The organism is Pseudomonas sp. NFX5 (assembly GCF_049132125.1).
GTDB lineage: Bacteria > Pseudomonadota > Gammaproteobacteria > Pseudomonadales > Pseudomonadaceae > Aquipseudomonas > Aquipseudomonas marginalis.
Window position 1 is genome coordinate 251089 of sequence record NZ_JAFMZG010000032.1, and the last position, 15539, is coordinate 266627.

General features: G+C 58.0%; 18 protein-coding genes. 2 read left to right on the forward strand and 16 right to left on the reverse strand.

Translation table 11 applies throughout. The annotated features are described in order from the left end of the window. Positions 1–21 precede the first annotated feature (21 nt). Genes hisM through J1N02_RS23810 form a run of 5 tightly spaced genes read right to left on the reverse strand, consistent with a single transcriptional unit; the run spans position 22 to position 4141 of the window. On the reverse strand, positions 22–729 hold the full coding sequence (hisM, locus tag J1N02_RS23790) for a histidine ABC transporter permease HisM (protein ID WP_421147851.1): 708 nt from the start codon (positions 727–729) through the stop codon (positions 22–24). After that, positions 726–1415 carry an ABC transporter permease gene (locus J1N02_RS23795; protein WP_421147852.1) on the reverse strand — a complete coding sequence of 230 codons (690 nt, stop codon included), beginning with the start codon at positions 1413–1415 and terminating at the stop codon, positions 726–728. Before J1N02_RS23795 ends, hisM begins: the two co-directional genes overlap by 4 nt. Before the next feature lie 24 nt (positions 1416–1439). Beyond that, the gene (locus J1N02_RS23800) at positions 1440–2210 is read right to left on the reverse strand and encodes an ABC transporter substrate-binding protein (protein ID WP_421147853.1); all 771 of its coding nucleotides are present in this window, start codon (positions 2208–2210) and stop codon (positions 1440–1442) included. Positions 2211–2270: 60 nt separating this feature from the next. Then, positions 2271–3125, reverse strand: coding sequence for a PfkB family carbohydrate kinase (locus tag J1N02_RS23805; protein ID WP_421147854.1), 855 nt, complete (start codon positions 3123–3125; stop codon positions 2271–2273). 2 nt (positions 3126–3127) lie between these two features. Further along, on the reverse strand, positions 3128–4141 hold the full coding sequence (locus J1N02_RS23810) for an SIS domain-containing protein (protein WP_421147855.1): 1014 nt from the start codon (positions 4139–4141) through the stop codon (positions 3128–3130). A gap of 248 nt (positions 4142–4389) precedes the next feature. Between J1N02_RS23810 and J1N02_RS23815 the strand changes: the two genes are divergently transcribed. Further along, positions 4390–5181: a GntR family transcriptional regulator gene (locus J1N02_RS23815; RefSeq protein ID WP_421147856.1), complete on the forward strand. Its 792-nt coding sequence runs from the start codon at positions 4390–4392 to the stop codon at positions 5179–5181. A gap of 588 nt (positions 5182–5769) precedes the next feature. Here the strand turns inward: J1N02_RS23815 and J1N02_RS23820 are convergent. Beyond that, positions 5770–6111 (reverse strand): helix-turn-helix domain-containing protein, encoded by a 342-nt coding sequence (locus tag J1N02_RS23820; protein ID WP_421147857.1) that lies wholly within the window; start codon positions 6109–6111, stop codon positions 5770–5772. Positions 6112–6320: 209 nt separating this feature from the next. On the opposite strand from J1N02_RS23820, the gene J1N02_RS23825 reads away from it, so the two are divergent. Next, positions 6321–6578, forward strand: a complete 258-nt coding sequence (locus tag J1N02_RS23825) for a hypothetical protein (protein ID WP_421147858.1) — start codon at positions 6321–6323, stop codon at positions 6576–6578. 44 nt (positions 6579–6622) lie between these two features. On the opposite strand, the gene J1N02_RS23830 is transcribed toward J1N02_RS23825, so the two are convergent. The 10 genes from J1N02_RS23830 to J1N02_RS23875 all read right to left on the reverse strand — a co-directional run bounded on the left by J1N02_RS23830 (position 6623) and on the right by J1N02_RS23875 (position 15477). After that, entirely contained in the window at positions 6623–8590 is a 1968-nt protein-coding gene (locus tag J1N02_RS23830; protein ID WP_421147859.1) for a DNA topoisomerase III, read from the reverse strand. 224 nt (positions 8591–8814) lie between these two features. Next, positions 8815–9285 carry a single-stranded DNA-binding protein gene (locus tag J1N02_RS23835; protein ID WP_421147905.1) on the reverse strand — a complete coding sequence of 157 codons (471 nt, stop codon included), beginning with the start codon at positions 9283–9285 and terminating at the stop codon, positions 8815–8817. After that, on the reverse strand, positions 9285–9800 hold the full coding sequence (locus J1N02_RS23840; protein WP_421147860.1) for a DUF3158 family protein: 516 nt from the start codon (positions 9798–9800) through the stop codon (positions 9285–9287). Before J1N02_RS23840 ends, J1N02_RS23835 begins: the two co-directional genes overlap by 1 nt. Further along, positions 9797–10552 (reverse strand): PFL_4669 family integrating conjugative element protein, encoded by a 756-nt coding sequence (locus J1N02_RS23845; protein ID WP_421147861.1) that lies wholly within the window; start codon positions 10550–10552, stop codon positions 9797–9799. Before J1N02_RS23845 ends, J1N02_RS23840 begins: the two co-directional genes overlap by 4 nt. 219 nt (positions 10553–10771) lie before the next feature. Further along, a complete protein-coding gene (locus J1N02_RS23850) occupies positions 10772–11962 on the reverse strand; it encodes an STY4528 family pathogenicity island replication protein (protein ID WP_421147862.1) in 1191 nt (396 codons plus the stop codon). Next, positions 11959–12507, reverse strand: coding sequence for a DUF2857 domain-containing protein (locus tag J1N02_RS23855; protein WP_421147863.1), 549 nt, complete (start codon positions 12505–12507; stop codon positions 11959–11961). Before J1N02_RS23855 ends, J1N02_RS23850 begins: the two co-directional genes overlap by 4 nt. Continuing rightward, positions 12504–14090 (reverse strand): ParB family protein, encoded by a 1587-nt coding sequence (locus tag J1N02_RS23860; RefSeq protein ID WP_421147864.1) that lies wholly within the window; start codon positions 14088–14090, stop codon positions 12504–12506. The genes J1N02_RS23855 and J1N02_RS23860 overlap by 4 nt, the downstream gene beginning before the upstream one ends. A gap of 14 nt (positions 14091–14104) precedes the next feature. After that, the gene (locus J1N02_RS23865) at positions 14105–14314 is read right to left on the reverse strand and encodes a hypothetical protein (RefSeq protein ID WP_421147865.1); all 210 of its coding nucleotides are present in this window, start codon (positions 14312–14314) and stop codon (positions 14105–14107) included. An 85-nt stretch (positions 14315–14399) separates the two neighbouring features. Then, the gene (locus J1N02_RS23870) at positions 14400–15242 is read right to left on the reverse strand and encodes a ParA family protein (RefSeq protein WP_421147866.1); all 843 of its coding nucleotides are present in this window, start codon (positions 15240–15242) and stop codon (positions 14400–14402) included. Positions 15243–15246: 4 nt separating this feature from the next. Next, entirely contained in the window at positions 15247–15477 is a 231-nt protein-coding gene (locus tag J1N02_RS23875; protein ID WP_421147867.1) for an AlpA family transcriptional regulator, read from the reverse strand. Positions 15478–15539: the final 62 nt, after the last annotated feature.

A 15539-nucleotide genomic window follows, 5' to 3' on the forward strand; every position in this document is an offset into this window, starting at 1 on the left:
GTTGAGGCAGATTTCTATAGGTCAGCTTAATCGCTGATAGGCCAGCAAACGGCGCTCAGCCAATCGGAAAACGCCCACCAGCGCACACGCCACCAACATGTAGAGCAAAGCAGCAATCCCATACGCCTGAAAGGTTTTGAAGGTTGCCGCATTAACATCGGCGGCGATTTTCAGGATGTCGGGCACGGTTGCAGTGAAGGCGATGGCGGTGGCGTGCAGGACAAAAATCACTTCGTTGCTGTAAGCAGGGAGTGCTCGACGCAGCATGCTCGGTATCAGCACGTGAATGAACAGTTGGCTGCGAGTCATGCCCAAGGCCAATGCCGCCTCGATCTCGCCGCGCGGGGTGGTACGCAGTACGCCAGCAAGAATTTCGATGGTGTAAGCGCAGGTATTCAAGGCCAGCGCCAGAATCACGCAATGCATGCCGTCACGAAAAAACCACCACAGGCTCGATGATTCTCTGATGAAGCTCAAACTGGCCAGGCCGCTGTAGATGATCAGCAGTTGCACGAACAACGGTGTGCCGCGAAACACCAAGGTATACAGCCGAATGGGCAGTGCGAGCCACTGACTGCCGTAGGTACGAATCAGTGCCAGCGGTATCGCCGCACACAGACCGATGACGGCTGACGTCACCAACAGCCATAGCGTAATGGACAGACCGCTCCAGCGATAACCGTCGGACCACAGGAAATTCGGCCCGAACTCTTTCAGTATCTCGATCATGACGCTCTCCGCTGCGGCTCGTCGCTGTAGCGCCGCTCAAGGTGTTTGAGCGCCAGACTTGAAAGGATCGCAAAGGCGAAAAATATCGCGGCAATCACCAGGTAGAAAAACATCTGCCTTGAGGTCGCGTTGCCCGCCTGTTTGGCGACCTGAACCATGTCGTTGAGGCCCAGCAGCGAGATCAGGCCGGCACTTTTCAACAATACTTGCCAGATGTTGCCGATGCCGGGCAATGCGAATCGCATCATCTGCGGGAAACGAATGCGCCGCAGTACTTGCCAGTGGCTCATGCCGTAGGCGCGAGCCGCTTCCAGTTGCCCGAACGGGATGGCCTGGAAGGCTCCGCGAAAGGTCTCGGTGCAGTAGGCGCCGTAGATGAATCCCAGCGTACCGATCGCTGTTCCGTAAGGGTTCAACTGCAACGACTCCTGGCCGAACGCTTCCGCCACCTGGTTCAGCCCGATCTGCGCGCTGTAGTAAATGAGCAGCATCAAGACCAGATCCGGGACGCTGCGCACCAGCGTGGTATAGACGGTTGCGATCAGCCTTAGCGGCGCCAGTGGCGAGAGTTTCGCCAAGGCCCCGAGCAGGCCAAGCGCGATGGCCACGCAGGCAGCCCAGGTGGCCACCTGCACCGTCAACCACGCGCCCTGAAAAATAAGATGGCCGTATCCCTCAAGAAACATGGTTCCAGGCTCCGCGATGGTGGTTTATTTAGGCGAGATGTCGAAGTCGAAGTACTTTTTTGCGATGCGTTCGTAGGTGCCGTTCTGGTGGATTCGCTCGAGCGCCTGATTGATGTCGCCAGCCAGCGCGGTATCGCTTTTGCGCAAGCCGATCCCGGTTCCCGGCCCGAAGATTTCGGGGGATTTAACCACCTCGCCGGCGTAGCCGAAGCCTTTGCCGATCGGCTTCTTCAGCAGGCCTTCGGAGACCGCGATGGCATCGTCGAACGCCGCATCGAGCCGGCCGTTGATCAAGTCCGAGTAGGTCAAATCACTGCTTTGATACGGCACCACTTCCACGCCTTTCAAGCCCCACATCCGCTTGGCATAGACCTCGAACACGCTGCCTTGCTGCACGCCGATTCGCTTGCCGCGCAAGGATTCGGCGGTCGGTTGCAAGGTGCTGCCCTCAGGTGCCACCAGGCGTGCCGGGGTGTCATACAGCGTGTTGGAAAAGGCGATTTCGGTTTTGCGTTCTTCGGTGATCGACAAGGCAGACAGGATGCCGTCGAATTTTTTGCCTTTAAGGGCTGAGACCATCCCGTCGAAGGCGTTTTCAACCCAGACGCAACGACGTTTCAACTCGGTGCACAGGCTTTCGCCCAACTCGATATCGAAACCTGTCAGCGAGCCGTCCGGCCGCTTGGACTCGAACGGTGGATAGGTGGGGTCGACCCCGAAGCGCAGCTCTTCGCTGGCGCCCCAGCTCATCAGCGGGCTGGTCACGAGCATCAAACCGATCAGATATTTTTTCATCGACAGGGTATCCACGACAGGTTGGTTGAACCGCCCCGGGATTGGCCGGGGCAGCACGGATCAGCCTCGAAGGCTCAAGGCTTGTTTCAGATGCTCGGAACGTTCGGCGTCCAGGGCTTGACCATGGCCGAAACCACCCGACCAGCCACACACCTGGCCGGCATAATCGACGCCACGTAAAAGGCAGTCGGCGAGACTGTGCCGGGCTTGCCATGCCAGCAGAAACGCGGCGATGAAGCCGTCACCGGCGCCCATGCTGTCGACAACCGTGCAGGGCAGGCTGGGCTGTTCATGGACGCCGTGGACATCGACCGCGAGGGCGCCCAGCGCACCGCGAGTGATGACCACAATCGAGGGGCCCATTGCCCGCATCGAGTGCGCCAACTCATACGCTTCTCTCGAAGACAGATCGGCGGCCGAGAAAAAGGCGATATCGACATGCTTGATCAGGGCCGGCCAATCGAATTCGACCCAGTTGTCCGAGAAGTCGAAGGACAGGTAACCGCTGGCGTGACGAATCTGCGCCAGTTGGTTTTCGAGGCCGCTGTAGAGGCTGCTGTGTGCCAGCGGGAACGTCGAGATATAGGCCAGATCCTCGGTGTTGAGTCGTAGTTGACGGCAAACACCAGGGTCGCTACCGAGAAACACCCGCTCGCCGTCGATGTTGTCGACACACGCCCAACCATTGGCGCCCGGCAGCGTTCGGCAACGGGATGCATCGACGTCTTCTTGTTGCAGGCAATCGAGCAGGCGCTTGCCATAGCGGTCATCGCCCACGCAGCCCAGGTAGGCGCTGCGAGTGCCTAGCCGGGACGCGAATACCGCAACGTTGAGCGCATTCCCGCCCGGATATTCAATATTCCGGTCCAGGTACACATCCATCGTGTTGTCGCCGACTGCGATCAGGCTGGCCATGCTCAATACTCCGTTTTCCACATGTAGCGGCGAGTCGTCAGCGGTTGCTGATGCCAGACCGCCAGATGGGCGGCGATACGTTCAGCGGCAATACCGACGATGTAGGGCGCGACAATCGCACGGATCTCTGGGTCGATGCCCTCCATCGGGAAGTCTTTGGAGTCATAGACCATAACGCGTTCGGTATACCGCTGGCAGAAGCTCACGACCCGTTCCATCTGTGCCCGGCTTGGGTCTTCACCGACCAGCAGAAGCAGCGGGGTGGAGGCATCGACGGCTTCGAACGGGCCATGAAAAAACTCTGCGGCCTCTACCGGCAGGCAATGCAGCCATTGGCTTTCCATCACCACACAGACGCCGAACACATAGGCGGTGGTGAACATCGGACCCGACGCGAGGAAGTACATGAGGCGATCATCTTTATAGAGGCGTGCCTCTTCGGTCGCCCGTTGATCGTTGTTGAACGCGGCATCGGCCAGCGCTTGCGGCAGCGCTTTGAGTGAGCGCGTGAGCTTGTCCAGTAGCGGCCAGCCTTCACGTTTGGCCAAAATTCCGCCGATCAATGCTTGAAGGATCATGAAGCAGCCGAAGTAAGCCTCGTCGGTGCGTCCCAGCAGGAAGCAATGCTGAACGGCTTGGGCCAGCGGCAGCTCGGTGGTCTGTGTCACGCCCACAGTGAGGCATGGCTTGCCTTGCAGGAAACGAGCAGCGGCGATGGTTTCCTGAGTTGTTCCGGATTTGGACGCGAGGACGACCAGGGTGCGCTCATCCAGGCGTGGTGGATCGATATCCATGAAATCGGCCGGGAAGTAACGGCGCACTTCCAGTGAATGGCTATAGCGTTCAAGCCAGTACTGCAGGCCGAGCATGATGCGGTTGGGGGCGCCGCAGCTGACGAAATAGATGCGGTCAATCCGCGTTGCCAGCTCTTGGCCAAACTGCTGGGCGTCGTCGACGATTTGAACGGATTGCTGCAAGGAAGCGATGAAGCCTTCTCGATTGAACTGGATCGCCATGTGGACTCCTGGGTGCCTTGTCAAGGCGGTGCATGTTGCTGTTCATGACCACCATTTAGACCAAAAGCTATACCATGAAAAATACCATTACAAGGCTTTTTCCCCGTGGTCTAATGGGCCAAATACGCGGTTTTCAGGGTTTTGCTGAACTGAGTATTCTCTGTCATAGCCAAGTTGGCGGGTTTGCGTCGGTTTTCGGTTTTTACAGTCGCAGTGGATCGCCAGAAAAATATTCCAGGATGTAGACCATGAAAGTGACCAGCGAAAAACTCTCCGACGTAGCGTTTCCCACGCCCCAACGCAAACAGGTTGCCTGGCAGGCGGTTCAGGCATTGCTTGAAATGCTCGAGCGTCCGGAGTTCGGACCGGCTGAGCGAATCCCGGCAGAAAGGGACCTGGCCGAACACCTGGGGATCAGCCGGATGACCTTGCGCAAGGCGCTGCAAACACTGATCGATCGCGGGGTCCTGGAGCGCCGCGGCAATCGCGGAACCTTCGTGACCGCTCCGGGCGTCGAACGGCCGCTTAATACGGTGGCGCGTAAAGGCATCGCCGAAGTGGTTGAACAAGCTGGAGCCCGATCCGGCAGCAAATTGCTCTATTTCGAACAAACCCAGGCCAGCGTCCGCGTCGCCAAACTGCTGAAGATTCAGGAAGGTGATGTGTTGCTGACCATCAGGCGTTTGCGCACCGTTGACCAAAAGCCGTTCTGCATCGAGACCAGTTACATTCCTGCGGCCCGGGTACCGGAACTGGTGGCGGGGGATTTGATCGAGGGGGGCTCGTTGTATGCGTTGTTGCTGTCGCGCTATCAGATTGAAATAGAAAGCGATGAGGGGACGTTGAGTATTGCCACGATGAATGACCAGGAGGCGCGTCTGCTGGAGGTCGATCCCGGGACGGCCGCGTTGGTGTATAGGGGCGTGATTTTCGACACCCAAGGGCAGCCGGTGGAGTATCTGGTCTCGATCAACCACCCTCAGCGTGTGGTGTTCAAATTGGCAGACAGTCGGGTCAACAGTTTTCATACCAATCTTTAACGCTAGTCGAACGCATCTATCGGTTAGCTCAGGTTGACGGGGCTGATTATCAAAATAGAGTGTTGTAACCCGATTTTTTAGGCCGGAATACAGTGGCAGTCGCTGGAACGGAAAAAAGAAGAGTCAGCCTGACGGGTCGCCAGGCGGGGAACAGAAAAGCCACCTTTGGCGGTCGTACGCAGTCGACAAGCTCCTCGCAAAACTTGGTTTAACGGCGCCATGATTCACCAACCGACCCTTGTCGTGGCCTGGGTCGGAACATGCAGGCACGCATCCGCGCACAAAGGGTGCCCAGTATTTCCCCGGCGGGCTCCGGGACTGAATACGATCGCCGAAGCGGATGACCGCTGTTGCCCTAGAGGCAACACTGGTCATCCGCCACCACGATCAGGTCGAGCACAAAACGGGAGCGAAATCCCACAGAAGAGAAGGCTCCGAACTCAATGAATTCGACCGAGCTGCCCGGAGCGAATCGGTCTTGGGTCGCCGTTGGCGATGATCCTGAGGCACTACAGCAGAGAGGGGGGATGACGTCAAGGCAGAGAGTCTCCCCTCAAAGGCCCCTATATCGAATGCGAGCGCATGAACTCACTTATTGGCGAGATGAGCGACTAATTGTTCGACGGTTGCCAGGATAAAGGCGCGGTCGCTTTCTTCCAGTCCACTCAGCAGACCCGCGATCATCTGGCCCTGGTCATTGGGACGATTGCTCGACTCCGTCAGCAGTTCATCCATCCGGCAGTCGAAAATATCCGCCAGTTGCATCAGCTTGACCACGGAAAGCTCCACCACACCTCGCTCTAGACGCGATACAGCTTCGCTGCCGATCCCCAAGCGTTCAGCCATCTCTTCCTGAGTCAGATTACGCTCGCTGCGGTGTTTCGCGATCATGCGCCCGATTTGGGCTTGGGTTGGATGTTTATGTGCCAAGTGATGAGTTCTCCAGTTCAACCCGAATGGTTGAGCAAAGACCCGTTGACATGAACATCCTTAACGGTTGAGTATCGACTTATAAGGTTGTTATATTGGCTGAAATCGCTGTGTAATGCGACGTGGCTTCTATTCCTCCAGGAATCAGAGTCCGAGGTGGTCAGTGAGGATGAGCGGTCTGATAGGGCCAAGCTGAGGAACGGTTGAGCATGGAAGAGAAGAGCGAGAACGTCATGGATCAGATTTGGGATCGAACACTGGAGCTGTTCATCAAGATCCATGATTGCCCGGATAACCCCGAACACTTCGACAGCCTTGTTCATTGGCTCAACGAAAATCCTGATCACCTGAAAGCGTTCAACGAACTGGGGCAGATATGGATTTCGACAGGCATCGCCCTGGCCCGTGAAATCGGACAACCGATAAGCGACTTAGAGAGGGATCAGTCGCCGTTGATGATGCACTGACCACTACATTGACCCCAATGCTCATGTTGATCTCCATTGGCGCATCATGGGCGACGCGTATCTTTTCTGATCGGGGCAGTGCCCTTGCAGTCCGGGTAGTGGGAGCATGACCAGAACGGCCCTGATTTCCCCTTTCGCTTGAGCATTGAGGCGTTGCAAGTGGGACAGACTGGGCTGGTTTCGACAGGCATGGCTAAAGTCAGTGAGCCGCAGTGAGCGACCAGTTGCGCTATCCAGTTTGCCTGCTTGGCGACGAATGCATCCAGGGTCAGACGTCCCGCTTCGATTTCGTCCAGAGCCTGTTCCCAGATCGCGGTCATACCCGGATCTGCAACCGCTGTTGGTACCGCTTCGATCAGGGTATGGGCCGCCGCCGAGGCCATTAAGGCGCGTTTTTTCTTCAACAAATAACCGCGATCAATCAACCCCTTGATGATGCTGGCTCGCGTGGCTTCGGTACCGATACCGGTGGTGTCCCGAAGTTTCTGTTTCAGGCGTGGGTCGTTGACCAGCTTGGCCACATTTTTCATCGCCTTGATCAGATCGCCCTCAGTGAGAGGTTTGGGGGCGGTGGTGCGCATGGACTTGAGTTCGACGTCGTCCACTGCGCACTGAGTACCTTGTTGCAAGACGGGTAAGACCTGGGACTTGTGATTGGGCTCATCCTCCTCAGTGTTTTCGTAGAGCAAGCCTTTCCAGCCCTGAACCAGGATCTGTTTGCCAACTGCGGTCAATCGCTCTGCGCCACACTCCAGTTCGACCTGGGTCCGATCAAACTCATGGTGCGGAAGAAATTGCGCGAGGTAGTGGCTACGGATTAGTTCGTAGACATTGCGCTCTTGTTCAGACATCCGCGCAAGGTTGGCCGACTCGGTGGTGGGGATGATGCCGTGGTGCGCGGTGACCTTGTCATCGTTCCATACCCGTGAGCGCAGTGATCGATCGAGGCTTCCGAGTGCGTGCTGCAGTGCGGGATCCGTTTTGAGCAGGGCATCGAATACCGCGGGTACCTCGTCGAACATACTCGATGGCAAATAGCGGCAATCGCTGCGCGGGTAGGTGGTGGCTTTGTGGGTTTCATACAGGGCTTGGGCGATGTTTAGGGTTTCCTGAACGCCGAGCCCCAGCTTGCGCGAGCAGATTTCCTGCAGGGTACTCAGGTCGAAGGGCAGGGGCGGTGGTTCTCGGGAATGCTCAGTCTGCAATGAGAGTACCGCGGCGGTCTTATTGCAAGAGATCGCTTGGACCGTTTGATTGGCAAGCGTCTGCTGCAGGCAACGACCGGCTTCATCTTGTCCTGAGCTGGGTGGTAACCACGACGCGATGAATGGTTGCCCCATGGAGGACAGGTGTACCTCCACTTCCCAGTAGGGCACCGAGACGAAGCTGGCAATCGCACGATCCCGATCGACCACCAGACGTAAGGTGGGTGTCTGGACGCGTCCAACCGACAGTACACCGTCGTAGCCCGCCCGCCGACCAAGAAGGGTAAACAAACGACTGAGGTTCATGCCGATCAGCCAGTCGGCGCGGCTACGGGCGAGGGCTGAGTGGTAGATCGGGAAGGTCTCCTGACCAGACTTCAGCGAGGACAGTGCTTTGCGAATCGACGCGTCGTTGAGTGCGGACAGCCATAGGCGCTGAACAGGGCCTCGATACTTGCAGAGCTCCAGTAACTCGCGGGCAATCATTTCACCTTCGCGATCGGCGTCGGTCGCGATGACGACGGTGGTGGCTTCACTGAGCAGGCGCTTGATGACTTTGAATTGTGCCGCGGTCTTGGGTTTGACCTCGACCTGCCACCGCACGGGAATGATCGGTAGATGATCCGACGACCAGGATTTGTACTGATCACCATAAGCTTCAGGTGGGGCTGTCTCCAGCAGGTGGCCGATACACCAGGTGACGGTTGTCTCGGGTCCGATCAGGCAACCATCACCACGCCGAGTGGCTCCGAGAACCTTGGCGATATCACGACCTTGGGAAGGTTTCTCGCAGAGGAAGAGGCGCATGGAACTGCTCCGGATTGAGTTCGGAGCAGCGTTGTTGGAAACGCCAGTGCGAGATATGAGAAACCTGAATTGCAGGTTCCTCATATTAGTCGGTGAGGGCAGGCTTGAATGGGCCGAGGTTGCTAACCCGTTGCGGTTAGACGGCAGTGTGGATCTTCACGAGCAGCGCGTAGTAACACGCCAGCAACTTCGCGCAAAGGCGCAATTTTTATGCCTGAAGTCTGTCAGTCCGTAGGTGGCTGCCCTCTGCGCTTTCTGGGTTTCGACGCAGGTGAACTGGCCTGTTCTGTACTTTTCCCGACGTGTGTCGCCGATGCCGCCGGTTCACTGGAGCGTTCCCGCATGACCACGCTGTGCACCCGATGAGGCAGGATGCCGACGCGACGGGCCTCGATCTTGAAGGTCACCCGCGCGTTATCTTCGCTGTCCTCCCATTCATCGCGCACCGTACGACCTTCGACGAGCACGCGCATGCCTTTCTGGTACAGCGTGCTCCAGTGTTCAGCCTCGCGGTGCCAGAGCTCAACCGGCGCCCAATAGCCGCCTCGATCTTCATAGCTGCCCTCGCGTGGTACGGGGTTGTCGAAGTACACATTCAGCCGCAGTAAACGCCGTGGCTCGTCATTGCCTGAGGCGAATTCTTGGAACTCTGGCGCACTGCCGATGTTGCCTTCGCCGACGAAAAAAGTACTCATCATGATATCTCCACTGCTGGTGTGAACTGGCGCAGCAGTTGTTCGGCGCTGGCCATTTTGATCGCACAGGTTGTGGCCTGGCGGTAGAGCGAATGCACCACGCTCATCTGCAGGTTCAATGCAATGCGATCGCATTCGAAACGGTGCAATCCCTCGCGTACGACCTGCGGCAGGGGTTTGCTGCGGACCTGGCGTTCCCAGACTGCAACCCCCATACGGGCGAAGTCGCGGGTGCGCCAACGCAAAAAAGTGCTGCCAGCGCTGGTGTTCTGCAACACCAATCGAATGTCCAGCAGTGAGTAAGGGGGCTGTCCGGCTTGCTGCACGACAGCCTCCATCAGGTGACATAGCTGCGCCTCGGTTTCCCTCGCCACCTGCGCCAGGTGCTCCAACTCCCCCTTACCCTTAAAAGGTTTTAAAAGGCCTTTTAGGGAGGCTGCGTGTTCGAGCTGCCGGTAGGCATCCGGTGTCAACGCGTCGAAGGGCATTAGGTGAGCCGGATTCATGGGATTCATGCTTCGTCCTCTGGCTCATTAACTGTCGCAGACGACTCTTCCGCGTCCTCTGCCAACGCGTCGGCGTCATCCACTGGCACAGCACCACGGCGAATGATCGGCGGCGCGAACTGGGAGCGGCGATGACCCTCCAGGATGTCCATTGGGGGCAAACCCATCTTCTCGATGGCCGCAATGGCACGGGCGTTGTTCGCCGCCATATCATCGCGTGTGACGCCGGCATGCCGATAGCGCTGGGCCTGGCCGAATAGGCTGCGCAACAGATGGGCGCCGTCGTCGATCCAGGCTTCCATGTCGATGCGGCCGATCAAGGCGGTGTGATGGGCCAATAGAGTCTGGCGTACCAGGGTGTCGTAGTCGGTCAGCAGGTAGACCGCGAGAAAGCCCAGCTGGCTGCCGATGTACAACGGCAAGGTGACGGGGTGGATGTTGAGGTTGTCGCCCATGTCGATCTGTGTCGGTAGGTCCTGCCTGATTCGGTCCAGCTGTTGGGTCAGTTCCCGCATCCCAGCCTTGGCCTGCATCAGTTTTTCTTCGAGTTGCACGATGGCCCAGTCGGCATAGGGATCGTCCTGGGCCGCGGTTTGTTTGATTAGGTTGGTGACACTGATGTAGCCGGCCATGCCCATGATCGAGTGGACGCCTTCGCGTGCGACTCGACCTTGCCAGATACGGGCGGCATGGTGGGTGTGCAGGGTCAGGGTGATGCTGCTGCGCAATGAACCCAGGTTGAGTTGATAGTGATCGGCCACGGTGTTGTCCTCGCATAAGCTTGGACGGGAACGTTGCGACAGACGAGGGTCAAGGGCAGCCAAAAAGCTGAATGCGGTCTGTTCGGTTTGGTTTAAGAGAGCTAACTATGGAGACGTCAATGGGTGGAGATGTCCCGGCTTTTCCCGAAGAGTTTCATAGTTTGGTCCGACGTGTTCGTAGAGTGGAACTCAATGGATTTGATGCCACTGGCATCAAATCTACTGACGTCCACCGCGTTTGCCACGCAGTTGGCGCAGCTCATTCAGGCACGCTTGGGCGAGGGCGGATGCGGGTTCGCCCTGTTTTCGAATGGGACGCGAGGGGGTTGGTGCAGGTGGTTCTGCAATGAGTGACGGTTCGGCCCGACCTACCCAAGGACGAAAGTCATCTTTCAGCGCACGCTGGATCAGACCCATCAGATACGCCGCGGGCTTGCGGACACTTCCTGCCGCACAGCGTGCCCCCGCTTCGTTGAGCACCGCCTGACGATCCGCGGGTTTGAGCTTGTTCAGCGCCACGGCGATGGCCTGACGCTCGCTTGGGCTCAGGTGCAGCGCAGTGGGCCAGTGCAGGTTATCCACCGCTGGGGTCGCGCGCGGTACTGTACAAATACTTTCTTTTAATACAGTACAGGCGGCGTTCGGATTCCGAACGGTGCCGGAAACACTGGCGTTCAGACTCGGTTCGGAATCCGAACGAGGGCCTGCACGATTCCGAACGAGGGCATCTTCCCTCAGTTCGGAATCGTGTAACACGGCATCGGTTGCCGGATCCAATCCTTGCTGCGTCCAGTGTTCGCCCCAGCTGTCGAGCCGCGTCGGTAACCGATCCCGATCGATATCCGTGTCCTGGCGGATTTCTTCCACAATGTGCTGCGCGACAATGCGCACAGCCTTGGTTGCATGGCCGAGGGCATGTCCGACTAGCGCCAGGTAATCCTGATCCAGTTCCATGGCATCGGCGGGGGTTAACGGCTCATCGTGCAGAACGTACAGCGAACCTTGAAGACGTCCGCTGAGCTGATCGCGTCCGCGACTCACCAAACTGAGCCAGCGCGTCAACCTGAGCATCGTCAACACCCGAGCAATGGTTTCACGGGAGGCTGATGCACCGTAGGGCACGCTTGACAGGTAAGGCTGAAAATCCTCATAGCGCGGCGTGACCACGCCCTGGCTTTGCAGCATGAGTCGAAACACCTGCCAGGCATTGCGTTCCAATGGCGTCAGTCGATTATCCAACAGCAGCCGACGTGGCACGACTTCGTGAGATTGGCCTCTGAACAAAAAGCCAGCCTGTAGGGCCTGGTTGGAGGGTTGTTCAGTGGTGGGGCGTGCGGGCCAGCGTTCACTCAGCTGCTGGGTGCATTGCTGCAGGACACGTTGCCAGCGACTGGAATGTGCAGAGTTCATGTTCCGTTGCTGTACTGGTCGATCTGCTGCCACACCATGGTCAAGCTGATCTGTTGCTCTTCGGCCAGCATCATCATGGCGTCGAGCTGATCCCCGGTACCGTCTTGAGTGCGTAGCTGACACCATCGCTGCCAGAGCGCATATTCCTGCGCTTCACTCAAATTCTGAGGGCGGCCCTTACGGGTTTCTATCTTGAGCAGGCGCCGACGCAGTGCGGTTTCGGAGTGCGCCAGGCCGAAGCACTGATACATGATGGTGCTGCTGGCGCCGAGCTTGAGCGCTCGATTGATCAAGCGCTCGTTCTGCTCGTCGCGCTCGGCTTGTTCGATCAATCGGTGCAGCACCGGCGAGTCGATCTTGACCTCTACCCAGGGTACGGTGGCATGGGCCAGGCGTGACAGGGTTGTGGGCGGTACGGACTGCAACAAGTAGATGTCGTCTTCACCCAGTCCGAGTGCCTTGCAGCGCTGCAGGTTACCCTGGCGCAACTCGTGCAGCACCTGGGTCAGCATGGCCTGGTTGAGCACATTGAAGGACAGGTTCATGGCAGCTCCTTCGGTGAGTCGTCTTCAGGAGTAAGCGTTAAGTCGATGAGGCGACGGGCCAGGCGGATCAGGCGATACAGTTTGATTAATAGACCGTCGGGCAGTCGCTCCAGTCCCACGTCCACGGCGGGACGATTTTTGAGCGGGAGTTGATAGATCCCCAGCAACAATTGGCCGAACAGCGCTGACGGCAGTTGCTTACGATCTTCCCAGTTGACCTCGTCTTGAGCGCGCAGCAGGGCCAGGAGCAGTAGGTGAACACCGGTCGCGCGAGGCGCTGCCAGATCAACTCGCTCGAGGTTCAGGGCGAAGCCCAAGCCATGCTGCTGGTCGATGATGCTCTCGGGATGTCCGGCATAGGCCGCCATTTCCCGCGCCAGTGTGGCAATGGCGGATCGCAGTTGTTCGGGGCTATCCAGTGCTGGTGCAATGGTCCAGATGTCGTCGATCGCATAGGTGTCGAGCGAATATGCTGAGTCGGTGGCGGTCTCGCGATCGATCTGTTCACGAATCTGTTGAACGCGTGACGGAGGACTGACCGCTGATACGACCTTCGTTTCTGGCGGTGTGAGCAGTTCCTCTCGCGTTGGTTCGGTCTGGGGCCTAGTCTCAGTTGATTTGGGATGGGGCGCGGAGGAGGGAGGTCCTGCCGAGGCTTCATCAATGCTCGGCAGATGGATATTTTCCGAGGGCGCTGTGAGGGCAACGCCAGGCGTCGAGATGACCCGTTGGGTATCGCTCAGCTCCAGGGCCAACATACGGTAGGACTGTCCGAGCAAGCGGCTCATGCGTTCGAGCAGTTCATCCTGGATTTGCTCAACATCGAATGACTCGGGTTCTGCATCGAAGTAGCCCAGGGTCTCGAGCCAGAAATCGGCGAACGCAACGGCGGCGGTTGGATAGCGGTTCCAGGTTCGTTCTGCTTGGCTGCGTAGGCCGATTAGGCGTTCGATCTGGGGCTTACCCAATCCGGCATACAGGGTTTGTGGAATGGCGGGCAGTAAGTGTTCGAGAGTGTCCAGCATCCGGCTGATGTGCGGCTGCGAAATCGGATAGCCTCCAGCGGCAAGACGTCGTGCCAGTTCCCGTTGTGAGAGCATAGCTCCCTCTGCTTCGAGCATGGTTTTGAGTTTGGCTACCGCCAGAGCCCGTTCGATGAACGTGAGTTGGCCGTGCAGATCGCTTTCGGCCAGATGGCCGAGTAGCGCGGTGAGTTCATTGCTCCAAGGTCGGAACAGGCAATGAATACGAAAGAAACGCTCGTCGTGGGTTTCCTGCCACAGTTCGCCGAGAATCGCTAAGCGCGTATTACCGCCGTTGCGGATGATGAAATAGGCTTCTCCCGGGCGGCGGGTGATCGGCGGTGGTTGATCCAGCCCGCGTTCACGGATCGAAGCTTTGATATCGTCGTATAGCGGATTACGGATGAAGCGCGGGTTGTGTTCGTAGGGCCGCAGTTCCTCAAGCGTGACCAACATAGGCGTGTCAGTAAGTGGATCGGACAGCCGCTCCAGCTCCGGCCCTCGAGGGAAGTGGTCCAGGTGCAGCTTGTCGGTGATCTGCTCCTGACTGAGCTTCTTCATCGGAACTACCTCAGTTAACGCCGGTTACGCAAATGGTCACCGACCTCGAACTTGACGACCTCGGCAGTGCCCGAACCTTCGAAATGTCGGGAGAGTTCTGCGAGGAACCACGCCATGGCCGAGCGCCCACCCTGCAGGCGAAAGACCACGGTGCAGTACTCCTCGCAAGGTGGATGATGTGGTCGAATGGAGGGTGGAACGATGATGGGCAGTTGATCCAACATCAGAAGACTCCTAGCCAAACACGGTTGGCCTCAAGGTCGATCAAACACAATGACTGGGTGAGAAGTGCCGGTTGGGTGATTCGTCTCATTGAGCCTCCGCGCATCGGCTCACCGAAGAGATCGCTTTGTGCCATTCCGGAAACAACTCGATGGCCAGCGCTTGCATGGTTTCCAGCGCTGATGGCGAGCGTCGTTCACGTGACTGGCGCGTCTCGATTTGGTGGGCCGGAAGGCCGAGTGAGGCGGCGTTGAGATACACCACCCGGTCTGGAACTACGGTGTCTAGAACCGAGATGTTGTTTGCCCCAGCGAAGGTCTCGCGCAGGCCACGGATGATCATCCGTGTGTCCACTCGAATAGAATTCACCTGGTTCAGTAGCAGTCGTAAGGGTGGTGGTGGAATGCCCAGGTGACGGAATGGTTCGAGTTCGCTGAGTAGCTTCAAGGTGCCGCGCTGCAGTTCGCGGGCGGCGAGCATTTCCGGCGTGATGGGAGAGAGGGCAAGGTCGGAGGCCAGGATGGACATCTCCAGCAGCACGCTACGCGCACCTTGGGTGTCGATCAAAAGCACGTCATAGTAGGGGCGGAAGTTGTCGAGCAGATTGCGCAGCCGTAATCGCCCGTCAGGAGCGTGCAGCAGCGAGGTACTCAGCCGGCCTTGATCGTCGTTGGAGAGGATCAGATCAAGCCCTGCAATCACTGTCCTGGAAATAATCTGGGCAGGCATAGCTAGGTTGAGTGCGATGAACTCGTACGCACCTGCATCAGCCTTCTGGCTCAAGGCGTAATAGCTGGAGAGGGTGGGTTGGCTATCCAGATCCAGTAGCAGGACGCGTAGGCCTGCGTCAGCCAAAAGGCCGCCGAGGTTGGCGGTCACCGTGGTCTTGCCCACGCCACCTTTAGTGGAAACCACCGATACCACACGCATGACATCAGGCCTGCTGGCCTAAGCGCTCAGCGACCCACTGCTCAATTTCCAGCGAGTCCCAACCGACCGCGCGCAGTCCGATGCGTTTGGCCTGAGGGAATTTACCTTCCTTCATCAGGTTGTAGATGTGCGCGCGCTTGAAGCCGGTTTTTCGCTCCACCTCGTCTCGTCGCATGATGTGGCGGTCAATGTTATCTGTGCGAGCGGGCGGGTAGTGGGCCAATTGATCAGTCATGTGGAGCACTCCATAGCACTTGCTGGGGAGTTGCCATTCAAGAACAAGATGGGTAAACGAAC